This is a genomic window from Mycobacterium sp. AZCC_0083, from assembly GCF_014202335.1.
Taxonomy (GTDB): domain Bacteria; phylum Actinomycetota; class Actinomycetes; order Mycobacteriales; family Mycobacteriaceae; genus Mycobacterium.
Genome location: NZ_JACHGP010000009.1, coordinates 81,827 through 99,145 on the forward strand (window position 1 = coordinate 81,827; position 17,319 = coordinate 99,145).

18 protein-coding genes are annotated in these 17,319 nt (G+C 67.3%); 6 read left to right on the forward strand and 12 right to left on the reverse strand.

Going from position 1 to position 17,319, the window contains the following annotated elements; genetic code table 11:
* Nucleotides 1-10 precede the first annotated feature (10 nt).
* Nucleotides 11-937 (forward strand): CoA ester lyase, encoded by a 927-nt coding sequence (locus HNP02_RS22525; RefSeq protein WP_184442710.1) that lies wholly within the window; start codon nt 11-13, stop codon nt 935-937.
* 80 nt (nt 938-1,017) lie between these two features.
* Here the strand turns inward: HNP02_RS22525 and HNP02_RS22530 are convergent, their stop codons facing one another.
* The 5 genes from HNP02_RS22530 to dapB are packed head-to-tail and all read right to left on the reverse strand — an operon-like array spanning nt 1,018 to nt 3,505.
* Complete coding sequence (locus tag HNP02_RS22530; RefSeq protein WP_184442711.1) at nt 1,018-1,479, reverse strand: hypothetical protein; 462 nt, start codon at nt 1,477-1,479, stop codon at nt 1,018-1,020.
* A 36-nt stretch (nt 1,480-1,515) separates the two neighbouring features.
* Nucleotides 1,516-1,824, reverse strand: coding sequence for a hypothetical protein (locus tag HNP02_RS22535; RefSeq protein ID WP_184442712.1), 309 nt, complete (start codon nt 1,822-1,824; stop codon nt 1,516-1,518).
* 30 nt (nt 1,825-1,854) lie between these two features.
* A complete protein-coding gene (locus HNP02_RS22540) occupies nt 1,855-2,310 on the reverse strand; it encodes a flavodoxin family protein (RefSeq protein WP_184442713.1) in 456 nt (151 codons plus the stop codon).
* Entirely contained in the window at nt 2,307-2,774 is a 468-nt protein-coding gene (locus HNP02_RS22545) for a hypothetical protein (protein ID WP_184442714.1), read from the reverse strand. Before HNP02_RS22545 ends, HNP02_RS22540 begins: the two co-directional genes overlap by 4 nt.
* Complete coding sequence (gene dapB / locus HNP02_RS22550; RefSeq protein WP_184442715.1) at nt 2,771-3,505, reverse strand: 4-hydroxy-tetrahydrodipicolinate reductase; 735 nt, start codon at nt 3,503-3,505, stop codon at nt 2,771-2,773. The genes HNP02_RS22545 and dapB overlap by 4 nt, the downstream gene beginning before the upstream one ends.
* A gap of 133 nt (nt 3,506-3,638) precedes the next feature.
* Between dapB and HNP02_RS22555 the strand changes: the two genes are divergently transcribed.
* A complete protein-coding gene (locus tag HNP02_RS22555) occupies nt 3,639-5,048 on the forward strand; it encodes an HNH endonuclease signature motif containing protein (RefSeq protein WP_184442716.1) in 1,410 nt (469 codons plus the stop codon).
* Between the two features lie 78 nt (nt 5,049-5,126).
* The gene (locus HNP02_RS22560) at nt 5,127-6,029 is read left to right on the forward strand and encodes an NAD(P)-dependent oxidoreductase (RefSeq protein WP_184442717.1); all 903 of its coding nucleotides are present in this window, start codon (nt 5,127-5,129) and stop codon (nt 6,027-6,029) included.
* Here HNP02_RS22560 and HNP02_RS22565 read toward each other — a convergent pair.
* Together HNP02_RS22565 and HNP02_RS22570 are read right to left on the reverse strand one after the other, a co-directional pair.
* Nucleotides 6,019-6,948 carry a TIGR03620 family F420-dependent LLM class oxidoreductase gene (locus tag HNP02_RS22565; RefSeq protein WP_184442718.1) on the reverse strand — a complete coding sequence of 310 codons (930 nt, stop codon included), beginning with the start codon at nt 6,946-6,948 and terminating at the stop codon, nt 6,019-6,021. The genes HNP02_RS22560 and HNP02_RS22565 overlap by 11 nt on opposite strands.
* Nucleotides 6,945-7,850, reverse strand: a complete 906-nt coding sequence (locus HNP02_RS22570) for an SDR family oxidoreductase (protein ID WP_184442719.1) — start codon at nt 7,848-7,850, stop codon at nt 6,945-6,947. The genes HNP02_RS22565 and HNP02_RS22570 overlap by 4 nt, the downstream gene beginning before the upstream one ends.
* 105 nt (nt 7,851-7,955) lie before the next feature.
* Here HNP02_RS22570 and HNP02_RS22575 point away from each other — a divergent pair, with 105 nt between their 5' ends.
* Entirely contained in the window at nt 7,956-8,549 is a 594-nt protein-coding gene (locus HNP02_RS22575; protein ID WP_184442720.1) for a TetR family transcriptional regulator, read from the forward strand.
* Between the two features lie 3 nt (nt 8,550-8,552).
* On the opposite strand, the gene HNP02_RS22580 is transcribed toward HNP02_RS22575, so the two are convergent.
* Together HNP02_RS22580 and HNP02_RS22585 are read right to left on the reverse strand one after the other, a co-directional pair.
* On the reverse strand, nt 8,553-9,422 hold the full coding sequence (locus HNP02_RS22580) for a hypothetical protein (protein ID WP_184442721.1): 870 nt from the start codon (nt 9,420-9,422) through the stop codon (nt 8,553-8,555).
* Nucleotides 9,419-9,934: an Lrp/AsnC family transcriptional regulator gene (locus HNP02_RS22585; protein WP_184442722.1), complete on the reverse strand. Its 516-nt coding sequence runs from the start codon at nt 9,932-9,934 to the stop codon at nt 9,419-9,421. The genes HNP02_RS22580 and HNP02_RS22585 overlap by 4 nt, the downstream gene beginning before the upstream one ends.
* Before the next feature lie 95 nt (nt 9,935-10,029).
* Here HNP02_RS22585 and ald point away from each other — a divergent pair, with 95 nt between their 5' ends.
* Nucleotides 10,030-11,145, forward strand: coding sequence for an alanine dehydrogenase (ald, locus tag HNP02_RS22590; protein ID WP_184442723.1), 1,116 nt, complete (start codon nt 10,030-10,032; stop codon nt 11,143-11,145).
* A gap of 209 nt (nt 11,146-11,354) precedes the next feature.
* Nucleotides 11,355-12,722 (forward strand): sigma-70 family RNA polymerase sigma factor, encoded by a 1,368-nt coding sequence (locus HNP02_RS22595; protein WP_184442724.1) that lies wholly within the window; start codon nt 11,355-11,357, stop codon nt 12,720-12,722.
* Here HNP02_RS22595 and bla read toward each other — a convergent pair.
* Genes bla through HNP02_RS22610 form a run of 3 tightly spaced genes read right to left on the reverse strand, consistent with a single transcriptional unit; the run spans nt 12,719 to nt 17,234 of the window.
* Nucleotides 12,719-13,633, reverse strand: a complete 915-nt coding sequence (gene bla / locus HNP02_RS22600) for a class A beta-lactamase (RefSeq protein ID WP_184442725.1) — start codon at nt 13,631-13,633, stop codon at nt 12,719-12,721. The genes HNP02_RS22595 and bla overlap by 4 nt on opposite strands.
* An 18-nt stretch (nt 13,634-13,651) precedes the next feature.
* Nucleotides 13,652-14,953, reverse strand: coding sequence for a pitrilysin family protein (locus HNP02_RS22605; protein ID WP_184442726.1), 1,302 nt, complete (start codon nt 14,951-14,953; stop codon nt 13,652-13,654).
* Nucleotides 14,931-17,234 (reverse strand): polyribonucleotide nucleotidyltransferase, encoded by a 2,304-nt coding sequence (locus HNP02_RS22610; RefSeq protein ID WP_184442727.1) that lies wholly within the window; start codon nt 17,232-17,234, stop codon nt 14,931-14,933. The genes HNP02_RS22605 and HNP02_RS22610 overlap by 23 nt, the downstream gene beginning before the upstream one ends.
* Nucleotides 17,235-17,319 lie beyond the last annotated feature (85 nt).

The window sequence follows — 17,319 nt, forward strand, 5'->3', positions numbered from 1 at the left end:
GTAGGCGACCATGAACGGCGTGTACGACCAGACCAGCGCCAACGAACCCGACCCCGGCGAACCGGGATTTCGCATCGACCCGGTACTCGCCAGAAGCTGGCTGCTGGTCAACGGCGCCCAGTTCGATCGATTCGCCCCGGCCGCCCACTCTCGCGCCGACATCGTCGTACTCGACATCGAGGATGCGGTCGCGCCGAAGGACAAGGCCGCCGCCCGCGACAACGTCACCCGATGGCTGGGCGCAGGCAACTCCGACTGGGTTCGGGTCAACGGCTTCGGCACCCAGTGGTGGGCCGACGACCTCGAATTGCTGTCCAACACCTCGGTCGGCGGGGTGATGCTGGCGATGGTCGAATCTGTCGACCACGTCACCGAGACCGCCAAGCGGCTGCCGAACGTGCCGATCGTCGCGTTGGTGGAGACCGCGCGCGGGCTGGAGCGCATCACCGAGATCGCCGCGACCAAGGGCACCTTCCGGCTCGCCTTCGGCATCGGCGACTTCCGCAGGGACACGGGCTTCGGCGACAACCCGGCCACCCTGGCCTACGCGCGCTCACGCTTCACCATCGCGGCCAAGGCGGCCCACCTGCCCAGCGCCATCGACGGGCCGACGGTCGGATCGAGCGCGTTGCGCCTCAGTGAGGCCACTGCGGTCTCCGCCGAATTCGGCATGACCGGCAAGATCTGCCTGACCCCCGACCAGTGCTCCACCGTCAACGAGGGCCTGTCCCCGTCTCAGGACGAAATCAGTTGGGCCAAGGAGTTCTTCACCGAATTTCAGCGCGACGGTGGCGAGATCCGCAACGGCTCAGACCTGCCGCGCATCGCCCGCGCCAACAAGATCCTCGATCTGGCCAAGGCGTACGGCATCCACGAGTCGGAGTTCAGCGACGACCCGGATCACGTGCCCGCGCCGTCGGACACCTACCACTACTGATCGTCCAAGATCGGCCACCGAATGTGAATCTAGCGACGCCCCAGCGGCGTGTTGCGTCGTCAGATTCACACACGCGCCGTCTAGGCGGCTGAGTCGTCGCGGTGGCGGCTCAATGACCGCAGTGCACGCAGGATGCCCCGGCCGGCGTACAGCCCCGCCGCGATCGACGCCACGATCATGACGATGAACATCATCAGCCAGTTGGTCCGGCTGTGGCTGACGTTCCACCAGACGATGGTGAACAGGATCGCGCAGATGAACACGACGATGTCTCGCCAGTTGCCGCGGTAGCCCAGCGCCATCTCGCGCAGCGATTGGTTCTTGTCGACCATGGCGATCAGACCGTCGATGCGGAGGTCGATGACGCGTTGCAGCTCGGCGCGCCGCTCGACCTGGTCGGCCGGGATGAGCGCGAGCAGTTCCATGTCCTGCTTGATGATTCCCCGCATGTCGGGAGCACGCAGATTCCCGGCGGCGATGCCGAGCAGTGCACCTCCCGCAATCGGTGCGCCGGCCATGGCGAGTTCGGCGATACCTGGCATGCCTTGCTTTCTACAGCGTCGACTGCCGCAGTAGCGTTATTTCGCCCAGTCGGAGACGCGCGCCCACCTCGCTTCGTTGGCCGGATCGGGCGCCCACTCGAGGGTCGCGAGAATGCTCTTGAGGTGCGTCGGCGGCTGCGGAGGGTCGCCCACGCGGTAGACGTCACCGACGCCGCTGTCGAACACCACCAGCATGCGGGGCTGCACCTGCACGGCGGCGTGGTCGCCCGCTCCGTTCAGGGCGTCGTCGAAGAGTCCGTCCTTGCCGCCGATCTTCAACGGCACTGTCCCTTCCTCCTGGAAGTGCCAGTCGAGACGGTCAGACGGCCAGATGTGCACGCTCATGGCGCTACTCAAAGGATCCTCAAATTCACATCACTCCATCAACTGGGCAGCGAGCGTGGCGCCGAGATCCCAGCACGATTCCAGGTCGGCCTTCGTCGGCTTGCCCATCACCACCACATACGCCGCAGCCTTCACCCAGCCCAGCCCAGCGGTGATCCCGTCGACCGCCCGCTCGGCTCCCTCGGTGCCCTCGTTGCCGTGGAGGTACAGGCCGAAGGGTCGTCCCCGCGTCGCGTCCAGGCACGGGTAGTAGCAGACGTCGAACGCGTGCTTGAGCGCGCCGCTCATGTAGCCCAGATTGGCCGGCGTTCCGAGGAGATAGCCGTCCGCCTCCAGCATGTCGGTCGGCGAGACCACGAGCGCGGGCCGCCGAACGACGTCCACGCCAGTGATCTCGGGATCCGTGGCGCCAGCCACCACGGCCTCGAACATCTCCTGGCAGTGCGGTGACGGCGTGTGGTGAACGATCAGCAACGTCTTGCTCATCGCGCCGCTCTTTCCATATCGACGGCCTTGCGCATCGTCTCGCGGGCCCGGCCGCGGTCCCCCGCGTAGTCGTAGGCGCGGGCGAGCCGGTACCAGCGACGCCAGTCGTCGGGTTCGTCCTCGACCTCGGCGCGCACCGTGTCGAACAGTTCGTCGGCGGCCTCGCGTTCGATCCGGCCGGACGGTCTGCGCGGCAGTGTGCTGGTGTCGAGTTCCATGCCTTCTTCGCGGGCGAGGCGGGCCAGCCGTTGGTGCGCGAAACCGGCTCGCAGCGTGGCGATCATGGCCCATAGCCCGACGATCGGCAGCAGGAAGATCGCCGCACCGAGTCCGATCGCCGCGGGACGCCCTGACGTGACGAGGATGACGCCTGCCCGGCCGAGCATGACGAAGTAGACGACCAGCGCCACGCACATGAAGCCGATGAGCACCTGAATGCGCAGGGCCCGCGAGCCATCGCTCATAGGTCGAGCAGCGGTTCGATCCCCACCGTGAGGCCGGGCCGCTCGTGCACGTGCCGCACCCCGAGCAGCACACCCGGCACGAACGACGTGCGGTCCAGGCTGTCGTGGCGGATGGTCAGCGTCTCCCCTTGCGTACCGAACAGGATCTCCTGGTGCGCGACCAGTCCGGCCAGTCGGATCGAATGCACCGGGATGCCGTCGACGTCCGCCCCGCGCGCGCCTTCGAGACCAGTACTGGTGGCATCGGGATTGGGCGGCAAGCCCTTTCGTGCCTCGGCGATCATCCTGGCGGTCCGCGCGGCGGTACCCGACGGCGCGTCGGCCTTCTGCGGATGGTGCAGTTCGATGACTTCCACCGACTCGAAGAACCGGGCCGCCTGTTTGGCGAACTGCATCGACAGGACGGCGCCGATCGCGAAGTTGGGCGCGATCAGAACGGCGACGCCGGGCTTGGCGGCGAGCCACTGCTCGACCCGCGCGATGCGTTCGTCGGTGAAGCCGGTGGTGCCGACGACCGCGTGGATGCCCGCTTCGATGAGGAATTTCAGGTTGTTCATCACGACGTCGGGATGGGTGAAGTCGACGACGACCTCGGTCTGAGTGTCCGTGAACTGAGTCAGTGCGTCGCCTGCATCTACGCCCGCGGTGAACGTCAGATCATCTGCCGCGTTGACGGCGTCGACGATCGTCGCCCCGACCTTGCCCTTGGCGCCAAGCACTCCCACTCGCATGAGTGGCAGCGTAGTCGGCAAGACGGCGGTAACGTTCGCGTCCTCTCCTGCCCTCTTCAAACCTCTTGTGTCACTTTGGTTTCTGGTGTCACAATCGGGAGAATTTGTCGGTGGTTCGAACTAGTGTTCGAGTATGGCCCCGGATGCGGCATCGATCAGCGCAGCGTACGACGCGCTCGACGCCGCCTACGACACCGTGGCCGCCCTGACCTACGACACCCTCGACATCAAGGACACCCTGGGCTGTCTATCGCGCCTCGAACGCCTGCGGCGGCGTATGCCTGCCACCGAACACCACCTGCTCGCCCACGCCCAAACCCTGACCACCCCCACGGCGATCGGGGCGAAGAGCTGGGCCGACGTGCTCGCCATCCGCCTGCGGATCAGCGGCACCGAGGCCACCCGACGGGTCAAGGAAGCCGAAGACCTCGGCCCCCGCACCGCACTCACCGGAGCGCCCCTGCCACCTCGGTTGCCCGAGACCGCCGCCGCCCAAGCCCGCGGCGACATCAACACCGAACACGTCGCCATCATCCGCAAGTGCCTCAAAAAGGCCGCGAAATACATCGACACCGCCGCCCGCGCAGAGATCGACCACGACCTGGCGCGCGCCGCCGCCACCAACAGCCCCGAAACCCTGCGCGACGCCGCCAAACTGCTGGTCTACCTGTTCAACCAAGACGGCGACCTCCCCGACGACGAACACCGCGCCCGCCGCCGCGAACTGAAACTGGGCCGCCAAGACGCCGACGGCCTGACCCAGATCAGCGGCCGGCTGACTCCGGAACTAGCCGCCACCATCCAAGCCCTGTTCGCCAAACTCGGCGCCCCCGGCATGTGCAACCCCCACGACGAAACACCCACCATCGACGGCGAACCCGGCGACGACACCATCGACCGCGACGACCGCACCCTCGGCCAACGCCAACACGACGCCCTCACCGCGATCTGCCGCAACACCCTGTCGTCGGGGGAACTCGGCCAGCACAACGGCCTGCCCGTCACCGTGGTGGTGTCGACCACCCTGCAAGACCTGCACGCCGCCGCCGGTGTCGCGGTCACCGGCAGCGGATCACTGCTCCCCATCAGTGATCTGATCCGGATGGCATCGCATGCCCATCACTATCTGGTGATCTACGACAAGCACACCCGCGAACCGCTCTACCTGGGCCGCACCAAGCGCATCGCCAGTCCCGGGCAACGGCTCGTGTTGTTCAACCGGGATCGCGGCTGCACCAGGCCCGGCTGCACCGCACCCTTCGATCACTCCCAGGCTCATCACGCCGCCCAAGACTTCGGAAAAGGCGGACAAACCAACATCACCGACCTCGGCCTGGCCTGCGGCCCCGACAACCGCCTCGTCAAAGACAACGGGTGGACCACCCAAATCCGCAGCGACGGCCGCATCGAATGGATCCCACCACCACTGCTCGACACCGGCCAAGACCGGATCAACCACCACCACCACCCCGACGAACTCCTACGCCCGCCCGACGAGCAACCGCCAGAAGACCGGGATGAAGACCACCCACCCGCAGCCTGAAAATGCACGCGGTGGTGGGAGTGCGGCCAGTGTCGCGATTCCCCGCGTCTGGCGTCGGGGTCGCCATAACATCAGCCCATGCGCGGCTTCAAGATCTTGATCACCGGCCCCACCGGACAGGTTGCTGCCCCCATCGCACGTGCGCTGGCGGCCGACAACGAAGTGTGGGGCATCGCCCGGTTCCACGACCCCGCAGCGCGGGAAGACCTCGAGCAAGCCGGGATTCGGTGTCAGACGGTCAACCTCGCTGCGGGTGACTTCACCGCAATCCCCTCGGATTTCGACTACGTGATCAATCTGGCGGTGGCCAAGAGCGGCAAGTGGGAGAAGGACCTCGCGGCCAACGCCGAGTCGGTCGGCCTGCTCATGGCCCACTGCGCCGATGCCACGGCGTTCCTGCACTGTTCGTCGGCGGCCGTCTACGACCCACCCGACGACGAGCCACGAAACGAACGCACCGCGCTCGGCGACAACCACAAGTCGATGCTGCCGACGTACTCCATCTCCAAGATCGCCGGCGAGGTCGTCGCTCGATCGATGGCGCGGGCACTGGGCGTGCCGACCACCATCGCGCGGCTCAACGTCCCCTACGGCGACAACGGCGGCTGGCCGTTCCATCACATGGAGATGATGCTGGCCGGCATGCCGATCCCGGTCCCGCCAGGCGGCCCGGCCCGCTACAACCCCATCCACGAGGACGACGTCATCGCGATGCTGCCCAAACTGCTCGAGGTGGCGTCGGTGCCTGCCGTCACGGTCAACTGGTGCGGCGAGCAGACCGTCAGCCTTCAGGACTGGTGCACCTACATTGGGTCACTGGTCGGCAGGGAGCCGGCGTTCGAGGAGAGCGGGCAGGCGCTGCGCGGCGGTCCCACCGACGTGACCCTGATGCGCGAACTGGCCGGCGGTACCACGGTCGACTGGCACGACGGTATCAGCCGGATGGTGACGAAGTTCCACCCCGAACTGGTCAACGCGTAACCCACTGGGCTTCAGCCAGTGCGGGCGCCAGCAACTCCAATTGGTCGACGCCCGTAGCGAGTTCGGTGCCCGTCGGGAGCATGAGCGCGACGTGGTCGGCCCCCGCCGTCAGATGTTCGCGAACCTTCGCCGCAATCGCCTCTGGCCCGCCATGGCCGACGACGTCGTCGACGATCCGATCGCTCACGTCGGCGAGCTCGCGATCGGGATAGCCCAGTCCGGCCACGGTCGCAACGTACGACCCCCGACCCAGGTTCGCCGACACAGTTTGGCGCGCAACGTCCTTCGCCCGATCGGCATCGTTGTCGGGAATCACCATCAGACCGACGACCAACAGCTTGTCCGGGCCCAATGCCTGCCGAGCCAACGCGGTGAACGCCGGTGGGAGCCCCGCGGGCATCGCCCCGTCCGCGTGCTCGCCGCCGAGTGCCAGCAGCTTCGGACCCATCGCACCGACGATCCGGGGATAGGCGACATCGGCCGCAGGCGGCCAGGTCTGCTCGTCCATCCGCCGAAGATAGTCGCGCATGGTCGCCAGAGGCCGCCCGAATTCCTGACCCGCGCTGGCCGCCTGCTCGGGGAAGCCGACCCCGAGCCCGAGCACCAACCGGCCCGGATATGCCTGCGCCAGCATCGCCGCCGCGGCATGCATGGTCTGTGGTTGGCGCGCCCAGATGTTGGCGATACCCGTGCCGAATGCCATCCGTTCGGTGGCTGCGAGCAGTACCGCCAGCTGGACCAATGCGTCCTTGCCGCCGATGACTTCGTTGGTCCAGGCGGTTCGGAAGCCTGCGCGTTCCAAGCGGCCGACGGCAGTGCGCTGCAGGTCGATCGGTGGCGCGCTGGTGAATCCGAGCGGTAGGTACGGGCCTACCGGCCCCAACCTCTCGCGGGCAGCGACGACGGCGTCGGCCGTCACGAGGCAGGCGCGAAGTAGTGCCCCGCCTTGAGATCCGCGAGCAGCTCGGGATGCTCTGGCCGCCAGCCCAACAGCTCTCGAGTCCGTTCACTGGAGGTCGGGTTGTCCAACGAGGCGATCGCCCCGATGAAGCCGAGCTGTTCGGTGGCCTCCTCGGCCGTGATGCCGACCACGGGCACGCCGAGTTGTTCACCGATGACCGTTGCGATGTCGCGGAAGGGCACGCCTTCCTCGGCGGCCCCGTGCAGCCGTGAGCCGGCGGGGGCCGACTCGATCGCCAGCCGGTACAGCCGCGCGGCGTCGATGGTGTGCACGGCCGGCCAGCGGTTGGCGCCGTCACCGACGTAGACGGATTGGCCCGTCTTCCTGGCGGCGTCGATGAGGGTGGGGACGAAGCCGTGGAAGTCGGTCGAGCCGTGCACCGTCGGTGACAGTCGGACGATCGAGGACCGCACACCGCGCTGGGCAAGGGCGATCGTGGCGTTCTCCGATGCGCCGCGTGGCCCCGAGTCATCGGCGACGTCGTCTTCGCTACCCAGCTTCCCGGGGGCGCTGAAGGCGAGCATCATCGTGCCCGAGGTGTTCACGAACGGCTTGCCGGAACCAGCGAGCGCGGTCCCGATCGCATCGACGGCGCGTAGATCCGCCGCGATCGATGCGGCGTAATCGGCGAAGTCGTGAATGAACGCCAGATGGATGACGCCGTCCGCAGCCGCCGCAGCGGCCGACAGGACGTCGAGATCGTCGAGCGAACCGCGTTGCACCTCGGCGCCCGCGGCCGATATTGCCGCAGCGGAGTCGTCCGAGCGGGCCAGGCCGACGACCTGGTGTCCGTGGTCGATCAATTCGCGAACGAGGACGGATCCGATGTGTCCCGATGCGCCGGTGACGAATACACGCATTGCACTCTCCTAGTTTGATGTCAGTGGATGACATCAACCATAACCACGATGACAGTCGCTGTCATCCCGATGGTGACAGTCACTGTCGTCACATAGACTCCGCGGATGGGTCGCTGGGAGCCGGACGCGCGTGGCCGCCTCGAACAGGCCGCGCTGGAGCTCTATCTGGAACGAGGGTTCGACCAGACGACGGTCGCCGAGATCGCCAGCCACGCCGGGCTCACGGAGCGCACCTTCTTCCGGCACTTCGCCGACAAGCGCGAGGTGCTCTTCGGCGGGGGCGCGCTGGCCGAGGGTCTCGCGGCGGCGGTGGACGCGGCACCCGAAGCCCAGGCGCCGCTGGACGCCGTGATCGCAGCGCTCGAGTCGCTATCCGACTTCTTCGCCGAACGTCACGCGCACGCGCGGCGACGCCAAAAGGTCATCGCAGCCAACCCGAGTCTGCAGGAGCGCGAGCTGATCAAGCTCGCCTCACTCGCCACGGCCATGGCCGGCGCCCTTCGTCGTCGCGGCGTCACCGAACCCGCCGCGAGCCTGGCGGCCGAGACGGGCGTCGCGGTCTTCAAGGTCGCCTTCGAGCGCTGGCTCGACGACGCACGCCAACGAAACCTCGCTCAACACATCCGGGAATCGCTCGACGAACTGCGCACCGTCACCGCGGTGCCGAGCGGCGCGCGACGGTCGAAGAAACGGGCCTGACGACTACCCGAGATCCGCCAACGCCGAATCAGCCTCGGCCAGTTCGGCCTTCGCCGCCGCGAGGTCGTCAGCGGCCTCGCGAGCCGACGTCTCGGCCTCGGCATGTTCGGTGTCCACGGCATTGAGTTCGCGTTCGGCCGCGTGCAGGGATTCCAACAGTTTCTCGTAGCGGCGGCGGGCGGACTTCAGCTTGGCCAACTGGTCGCCGACCGCCTCTACCGCGTCGGCATGGGCAGCCTGAGCGGCCTCCACTGCGGCGGCTGCGGCGGTGCTGCGCTTCCGCGCGGCCCTGACCTCTGCCGGGTTCGGCCCTGGCGTGACGGTTGGTTTCGGCTCGCGCACCTTTGGTGTGGGTGCATCGGTGCCGCGCTCCGCCACCGGGCTGACGGATCCGACGGCGGACGTCGCCCCGAATTCCCCGAAGCCCGACCATCTTTCGGCCTTGGCCAGCGTGCCCAACCGCGCGGCGATCTCTGGATCGGCGATAGCGGCCTGCAACGTGCCCATCACGTCCTCCCGCAGCGCGGCCGACGGATCCGTCAGCCCGGTGGCGTCGAAACCGGTGCGTACCAATTCGTCGATCAGCTTGCGTTGCGCGGCGGACAACTCGCGGATGCGTGCGCCGTCCATCGACGCGTGGGCCGCACGCAGGCGCTCGCTGAGGTCGGCCAGCCGCACGCGCGCGGAGTCATCGCTGCGAACCAGCGCGTTCACCACCCAGGCCGCGGTGGTCGGCCGACGCGCGGCGGCGATCTGCTTTGCCCCGTCTGCGTCGCCTCGCTTCTTGGCCGCGGCAGCCAATTGGGTGCGCAACGCGGTGAAGTCCTCCGGCCTGACGCCGTAGAGCTGGTCGATGTCGTCCTCGGCGGTCACAGCGGTGACGCCCCCCGCAGATGTTCGAAGATCAGCGACGTCTGAGTGCCCGCGACGTCGGCGTCGGCGTTGAGGTTCTCGACCACGAACGACCGCAGGTCGTCGGTGTCCCGCGCGGCCACGTGCAGGATGAAGTCGTCGCCTCCCGCCAGGAAGTAGACGTCCATCACCTGGGGCCTGCGCCGGATCTGCTGGATGAAGCTGCGGATCTTGCCTCGGGCATTGGCCTGCAGGGTCACCGAGATCATCGCCTGCAACGACAGCCCGATCGCCGCAGGGTCGATGTCGGTGTAAAAGCCGCGGATCACGCCGATCTCCTGCAGCCGCCGCAACCTGCCGTGACAGGTCGACGGAGCGATGCCGACGACGTCGGCGAGGGCACTGTTGGAGATGCGGGCATCGCCGTGCAGCGTGGTCAGAATCCGGCGGTCGACGTCATCGAGATCAGCGGCCCGAACATCCTTCGGCGGAGCCGGGGGGCGCGCCATCGATCCCGTTGATTCTTCAGACATCTACGTACCGTAGCGAATCATCATCATGATCATTGCCTTTCAGCCGATATTTCTTCACACTTGGTGCAATTCATTTCGCCTGCCAAGGAGCCGTCATGCGCGTCGGAATCCCGACTGAGATCAAGAACAACGAGTACCGGGTTGCCATCACCCCGGCCGGCGTCGCCGAGCTGACCCGCCGTGGTCACGAGGTCCTCATCCAGGCCGGCGCTGGCGAAGGTTCGGCGATCTCCGACAACGACTTCAAGGCCGCTGGAGCACAGCTCGCCGCCACCGCTGACCAGGTCTGGGCCGAGGCCGATCTGCTGCTGAAGGTCAAGGAGCCCATCGAGGCCGAATACGGCCGGCTCCGCAAGGGCCAAACGCTCTTCACCTACCTGCACCTGGCGGCATCCAAGCCGTGCACCGACGCCCTGATCGCCTCGGGCACCACCTCCATCGCCTACGAGACCGTGCAGACCATCGACGGCGCGCTCCCCCTGCTCGCTCCGATGAGCGAGGTCGCCGGACGCCTTGCCGCACAGGTCGGTGCCTACCACCTGATGCGCACTCACGGCGGCCGCGGCGTCCTCATGGGTGGCGTCCCCGGCGTCGCACCCGCCAAGGTCATCGTCATCGGCGGCGGCATGGCAGGCGACAACGCCGCCGCCGTCGCCATGGGCATGGGCGCGCGCGTCACCGTCTTCGACCTGAACATCAACACGCTGCGCAAGATCGACGCCGAGTACGGCGGCAACATCGAGACCCGCTACTCATCGACCCTGGAACTCGAGGAAGCCGTCAAGGATGCCGATCTGGTCATCGGCGCGGTGCTGGTCCCCGGCGCCAAGGCCCCCAAGCTGGTCACCAATGCGATGGTCTCGCACATGAAGTCGGGCGCAGTGCTCGTCGACATCGCGATCGACCAGGGTGGCTGCTTCGAAGACTCCCGCCCGACGACGCACGACGACCCGACCTTCGCGGTGCACGACACGGTGTTCTACTGCGTGGCCAACATGCCAGGCGCGGTGCCCCGCACGTCGACCTTCGCGCTCACCAACGCGACCATGCCCTACGTGCTCAAGCTCGCCGACAAGGGCTGGCAGGCCGCGTGCAAGGCCGACCCGGCTCTGGCCAAGGGCCTGTCCACCCACGAGGGTGCCCTGGTGTCCGAACAGGTGGCCAGCGATCTGGAGCTGCCCTTCACCGACCCGGCGACGCTGTTCGCCTGACGCTCTCACCGGCGGCCGAGAAGATACTTCCGGCCGCCGGCGAGAAAAGTGTGAAAAAGGGACGGGCTCGTCCCTCCTACCTGTAGTACCCGGCCAATTCGGGCCGGGTGCGCCAGGAAGGACCGCAATGACCAATTCTTCTCCCCCCAAAGCTTGCCCTCACCTTGCCCACGCTGGTCGAATGGGCTGACGATCCGGGGGGACGGCGCATGACTGCACGACTTGACCAAGACACCACTGATGCAGACCTGGTCGCGGCCGCTGCATCGGGTGATCGCACGGCGTTCGCCGCGATCTACGACCGCTACGCCAACAGGCTGCACGACTTCTGCGTCGGCATGCTGCGCGACCGCGATGCCGCAGCGGACTGCGTCCAAGACGCGTTCTGCACTGCCGCCACGAAACTGACTCAGCTGCGCGATGCAGACAAACTGCGGCCCTGGCTCTACTCGATCGCCAGGAACGAGGCGCTGCGACACCAGCGAGAGCGCCGCCGCGAGGAACCCACCGACATGCTCCCCGAACTAGTAACGACAGAAGCCGGACCCGAAACCCTGGCCGCACGAAGTGAGCTGGCCGACCTGGTCGCCGCGGCGGCCGGTGGACTGTCCGAGCGTGACCAAACCATCCTCGACCTCACCTATCGGCACGAACTCGACGGGCTCGAGCTGGCCGAGGTGCTCGGCGTCAGTCAGAGCAACGCGGGCACCCTGGTGCACCGGCTGCGTGACACCGTCGAGCGTTCGCTCGGCGCCCTGCTCGTCGCCCGCCGCGTCCACAGCGCTCCCGACACCTGCCCGGAGTTGGCAGCGGACCTCGACGACTGGGACGGCGAGTTCACCGTCCTGACCCGCAAACGGGTGGCCCGCCACGTCGAGTCGTGCACCGGGTGCCACGCGGTGCGCAGCCGAATGCTCACCCCTGCAGCACTTCTCGGCGGTGCGCCGGTGTTCATCCCTGCGCCGGCATGGTTGCGCGAGCCCACGCTCGCCGCGGCTCAGGGGCAGTTGCCCGCGGCACCGCCGGCCGGACCGTCTGGCCCACCGCCACCCGCAAGGGGTTCGGAGGGCGGCAGCGATGCGGCCGCGCCGGCATCCAGGCGCCGCAATCGGGCGGTGGCCGGAACGGTCCTGGTGGGTCTCATCATCGGGGCAGGCGTGATCATCGCGATGTTGCAGCGCACCGACGACACAACGGTCATACCGGTGGTGGTCTCCACCCCGGAAGTCACGGAACCGACTATGACACCATCGGTTTCACGCGCTCCGGCCGAGCTGCGTCCACCACCGACGTCGGCGTCACGTATCGAACGCACCGTGGAGACGACGACCGCCCCGCCACCGACCTCCGACGCTCCGGTCACCACCACGAAGCAGCGGCCGACGACCGCGACCGTAACCGCGACCACCGAACCGACCCGGTCGTTCGCACCAAGCACGCGTCCAACGCGCACCCACACCACCCACGACAACAACAACGACGACGACGACACGGGGACGAAACCACCACCGGAGGAGGGCCCGGCATCGGGGCCCGCCGAGACGACCGAGACGACGACGAATCCGCCGATCGGTTAGCGCTCGGTGAGCCGGGGCAACACCAGCGCAGTCAGTTCGCCGATGACGGGACGCAGCGTCTCGGCTGCCGGGTCGTCGGCCTGCGACCGCGTCATCATCGCCAGCAGGACGTGCTGCCCGTCCGGGCCGTAGGCGAGCCCGACGTCGTTGGCGGTGCCGTAGTCGCCGCTACCCGTCTTGTCGGCCGTGGTCCAGCCCTGCGGCAGAGCCGCCCGCATGCTGGACGTCTCATTGGCGCGCATCCAATCCAAGAGCAGCTGGCGTGTCGAGGGACCAGGCGCCTCAGTGCTCAGCAGGGCGCGGTAGCCCCCACCCAGCGCCTCAGGGGTGCTGGTGTCGCGCAGATCGCCGGGAATCGCGGAGTTCAGTTCGGTCTCCCAACGGTCCAACCGCGTCTGCTGGTCGCCGATGCTGCGCGCGAAGGCGGTGACCGCAGGCGGCCCACCGATGGTGTGCAGCAACAGATTTGCCGCGGTGTTGTCGCTGACTTCCAGCGCCGCCTCGCACAGTTCGGACAGCGTCATCTCGGTCCCGGCCCGCGGCTCGGTTCGCGGCGAATTGGCCACGACCGCGGCAGGGTCGACGAGCACCTTCTGATCGAGCGTCAGCTGGCCACGTTCGACCAACTTCAACACGCGCGCTGCGGCGTAGGTCTTGAACGTCGAGCACATCGCGAACGGATCCTGCGCCCGGTGGGCAATCGTGACGCCCGAAATCAGGTTGACGGCGAACAACCCGATGACGGCATTGTGCGCCTGCTCCAAACCGGCAATGAGCTCTTCGGTGGTGGACCCGGGCGGTGGTGCGGCGAACGCCTGCCTCGGTGGGCCTGCGGCCAACGCCGCGACGGCTCCACCACCGAAAAGCACACTGCCTGCCATCAGTACGCGTCGTCGAGATAATCCAGTCATCGGTCCCAACGCTACCGATCAGCCCGCGATGGCCCTCAATGGCGCAGGCAATGACCGCTTCGATCGCTTCGGTCCCAGGATCGCGGCGCCGAACGGCTTGCTCAGCAGTTGCCGCGCCACGGCGTTGACCTCGTCGAGGGTGACGGCTTCGATCTGCTCGAGGGTGTGCGGAATGGTGCGGTGCATGCCGTAGTTCAGCTCGCTTCGCCCGATCCGGTGCATCCGAGAGGCGGAGTCCTCGAGGCCGAGCACCAGCCCACCCCGCATGGAGCCCTTGGCGATTCGACACTCGGCCTCGGTGATGCCGCCGCGCGCCACCTCGGCCAGCACGTCCGTGGTCACCCGGACCACTTCGTCGAACCGTTCGGGCAGACACGCCGCATACACCGACAGCGCGCCGGAGTCGGAGAACGTGTCGACCGTCGAGTACACCGAGTAGGCCAACCCGCGGGTCTCGCGGATCTGTTGGAACAGACGGGAACTCAGGCCACCACCGAGAGCACTGTTGAGCACCGAAAGCGCCCACCGATGGTCCCAGTGCCGGCCCGGCGTGCGCACGCCGAGGAACATGTGTGTCTGCTCGCCATCCCGGTGGACCACCTCCAACGTCGGCTGACCAGGCACCCGGCCGTTGCCCTTGCGCGGCGCCACGGGCTCGCGTCCACGCACCAGCCGTGGCCCGAAGTACTCCTTCACCAGGGCGACGACGGTGTCGTGGTCGATGTTGCCCGCTACCGCGACGATCATCCGCTCGGGTGTGTAGCGCCGGACGTGGAAGGAGTGCAGTTGCGCCCGCGACATCTCCGAGACGGACTCGACGCTGCCGATCACAGGGCGGCCCACCGGATGGCCACTGAACATCGCGGACAGAAACACGTCCCCGAGCGTGTCCTCGGGGTCGTCGTCGCGCATCGCGATCTCCTCGAGCACGACGTCACGCTCCACGGCGACGTCCTCGGCAGCGCAGCGCCCACGCAGTACGACGTCGGCAACCAGGTCGACCGCCAACTCCAGGTCGGTGTCGATCACGTGGGCGTAGTAGCACGTGTGCTCGCGCGCGGTGAACGCGTTCAGTTCACCGCCGACGGCGTCGACCGCCTGCGCGATCTGCACCGCCGTGCGGGTCGGCGTCGACTTGAACAGCAGGTGTTCGAGGAAGTGGGCGGCGCCGGCCACGCTACGACCTTCATCGCGTGACCCGACGCCTACCCACACTCCCACCGACGCAGAATGAACCGACGGGATGAATTCCGTGACGACGCGCAGCCCTCCTGGCAGGGTGGTGCGCCGTACTGAATCAGTTACTGGCGGTCGCGGCATCGGCAGGTGCCGCACCCGAATCCGTCGAAACGCCGTTCGGGGTGTCCGCTGCCTCGGCTGCCTCGTCTTCGGCGACGAGCACCAGCGAGATCTTGCCGCGGTTGTCGATGTCGGCGATCTCCACGCGCAGCTTGTCGCCGAGCTTCACCACGTCCTCGACCTTGGCGATGCGCTTGCCCCGACCGAGCTTGGAGATGTGCACCAGCCCGTCACGACCTGGCAGCAGCGACACGAAGGCACCGAAATCGGTTGTCTTGACGACGGTTCCGAGGAACCGCTCACCGATCTTGGGCAGCTGCGGGTTCGCGATGGCGTTGATCATGTCGATCGCGGCCTGCGCCGAAAGGCCATCCGCAGCACCGACGAACACGGTGCCATCGTCCTCGATCGAGATCGACGCACCAGTCTGCTCGGTGATCGAGTTGATCATCTTGCCCTTGGGCCCGATGACCTCGCCGATCTTGTCGATCGGCACCTTGATCGTGGTGATCCGCGGTGCGTACGGGCTCATCTCGTCGGGCTCGTCGATGGCCTCGGCCATCACCTCGAGGATGGTGATTCGCGCGTCCTTGGCCTGCGCCAGCGCGCCGGCCAGCACCTGCGACGGAATGCCGTCGAGCTTCGTGTCCAACTGCAGTGCGGTGACGAATTCCTTGGTGCCCGCGCACTTGAAGTCCATGTCGCCGAAGGCATCCTCGGCGCCGAGGATGTCGGTCAAGGTGACGAAACGCCGCTCGGTTCCACCGCCCTCAACTTCGACGTCGTCGGACACCAGGCCCATCGCGATACCCGCGACCGGAGCCTTCAGCGGCACACCGGCATTGAGCAGCGACAGCGTCGACGCACAGACCGAGCCCATCGACGTCGAGCCGTTGGAGCTCAGCGCCTCGGAGACCTGACGGATGGCGTACGGGAACTCCTCGATGCTCGGCAGCACCGGCATCAGGGCCCGCTCGGCCAGTGCCCCGTGGCCGATCTCGCGGCGCTTGGGCGAGCCGACGCGGCCGGTCTCACCGGTCGAGTACGGCGGGAAGTTGTAGTGGTGCATGTAGCGCTTGGTCTTCTCCGGCCCGAGCGAGTCGATCTGCTGAGCCATCTTGACCATGTCGAGCGTCGTCACACCCATGATCTGGGTCTCGCCCCGCTCGAACAGCGCGCTGCCGTGCGCACGCGGGATGACGGCGACCTCGGCGGACAACGCGCGGATGTCGGTGATGCCGCGGCCGTCGATGCGGAAGTGGTCGGCCAGGATGCGTTGCCGCACCAGCTTCTTGGTCAGCGACCGGTACGCGGCGCCGATCTCCTTCTCGCGGCCTTCGAACTGCTCGGACAGCCGCTCCAGGACCTCGACCTTGATCTCGTCGGTGCGGTCGTTGCGTTCTTCCTTGGCCGCGATGGTCAGCGCCTTGGCGAGCTCGTCGGTGGCCACCGAGGAGACGGCGTAGAACACGTCGTCCTGGTAGTCGGGGAACACCGGGTATTCGCCGGTCTCCTTGCCCGCGGCTGCGGCCAGCTCCTCCTGGGCGGTGCAGAGCGCGGCGATGAACGGCTTGGCGGCCTCGAGGCCCTCGGCCACGACGCTCTCCGTCGGCGCTCCAGCGCCTCCTGCGATGAGCTCGATGACGTTGTCGGTGGCCTCGGCCTCGACCATCATGATCGCGACGTCATCATTCTCGACCTTGCGGCCCGCGACGACCATGTCGAACACGGCGCCTTCGAGCTGCTCGACGGTCGGGAAGGCGACCCACTGGCCTGCCTTGTTTTCAGGAGAGGGGATCAGCGCGACGCGCACGCCACCGACCGGGCCTGCGAACGGCAGGCCGGAGATCTGGGTCGACGCCGACGCGGCGTTGATCGCCAGAACGTCATACAGATCCTTGGGATCGAGGCTCAGGATCGTCACGACGACCTGGATCTCGTTGCGCAGACCGCTGACGAACGTGGGACGCAGCGGCCGGTCGATGAGCCGGCAGGTCAGGATCGCGTCGGTGGACGGCCTGCCCTCGCGGCGGAAGAACGAGCCGGGGATGCGGCCCGCGGCATACATCCGCTCCTCGACGTCGATCGTGAGCGGGAAGAAGTCGAAATGGTCCTTGGGGGACTTGCTGGCGGTGGTCGCCGACAGCAGCATGGTCTCGTCGTCGAGGTAGGCGACGACGGCGCCAGCGGCCTGCTGGGCCAGCCGGCCGGTCTCGAAGCGGATGGTGCGGGTGCCGAAGCTCCCGTTGTCGATGACGGCTGTCGCCTCGAATACGCCGTCTTCTATTTCAGTTGCAGACATACGTGTGTCAGACCTCTTTAGTTCTCGTGTGGTGCGGTTTCGCACCCCATTTTGCGAGCCACGCGAGAGAACCCGGAAATCCTGA

What these genes read in the sequence shown, in the direction of transcription:
- HNP02_RS22525 (WP_184442710.1), top strand. Translation starts at nt 11, where the DNA reads ATGAACGGCGTGTACGACCAGACCAGCGCCAACGAACCCGACCCCGGC.
- HNP02_RS22530 (WP_184442711.1), bottom strand. Translation starts at nt 1,479, where the DNA reads ATGCCAGGTATCGCCGAACTCGCCATGGCCGGCGCACCGATTGCGGGA.
- HNP02_RS22535 (WP_184442712.1), bottom strand. Translation starts at nt 1,824, where the DNA reads ATGAGCGTGCACATCTGGCCGTCTGACCGTCTCGACTGGCACTTCCAG.
- HNP02_RS22540 (WP_184442713.1), bottom strand. Translation starts at nt 2,310, where the DNA reads ATGAGCAAGACGTTGCTGATCGTTCACCACACGCCGTCACCGCACTGC.
- HNP02_RS22545 (WP_184442714.1), bottom strand. Translation starts at nt 2,774, where the DNA reads ATGAGCGATGGCTCGCGGGCCCTGCGCATTCAGGTGCTCATCGGCTTC.
- dapB (WP_184442715.1), bottom strand. Translation starts at nt 3,505, where the DNA reads ATGCGAGTGGGAGTGCTTGGCGCCAAGGGCAAGGTCGGGGCGACGATC.
- HNP02_RS22555 (WP_184442716.1), top strand. Translation starts at nt 3,639, where the DNA reads ATGGCCCCGGATGCGGCATCGATCAGCGCAGCGTACGACGCGCTCGAC.
- HNP02_RS22560 (WP_184442717.1), top strand. Translation starts at nt 5,127, where the DNA reads ATGCGCGGCTTCAAGATCTTGATCACCGGCCCCACCGGACAGGTTGCT.
- HNP02_RS22570 (WP_184442719.1), bottom strand. Translation starts at nt 7,850, where the DNA reads ATGCGTGTATTCGTCACCGGCGCATCGGGACACATCGGATCCGTCCTC.
- HNP02_RS22575 (WP_184442720.1), top strand. Translation starts at nt 7,956, where the DNA reads ATGGGTCGCTGGGAGCCGGACGCGCGTGGCCGCCTCGAACAGGCCGCG.
- HNP02_RS22585 (WP_184442722.1), bottom strand. Translation starts at nt 9,934, where the DNA reads ATGTCTGAAGAATCAACGGGATCGATGGCGCGCCCCCCGGCTCCGCCG.
- ald (WP_184442723.1), top strand. Translation starts at nt 10,030, where the DNA reads ATGCGCGTCGGAATCCCGACTGAGATCAAGAACAACGAGTACCGGGTT.
- HNP02_RS22595 (WP_184442724.1), top strand. Translation starts at nt 11,355, where the DNA reads ATGACTGCACGACTTGACCAAGACACCACTGATGCAGACCTGGTCGCG.
- bla (WP_184442725.1), bottom strand. Translation starts at nt 13,633, where the DNA reads ATGACTGGATTATCTCGACGACGCGTACTGATGGCAGGCAGTGTGCTT.
- HNP02_RS22605 (WP_184442726.1), bottom strand. Translation starts at nt 14,953, where the DNA reads ATGCCGCGACCGCCAGTAACTGATTCAGTACGGCGCACCACCCTGCCA.
- HNP02_RS22610 (WP_184442727.1), bottom strand. Translation starts at nt 17,234, where the DNA reads ATGTCTGCAACTGAAATAGAAGACGGCGTATTCGAGGCGACAGCCGTC.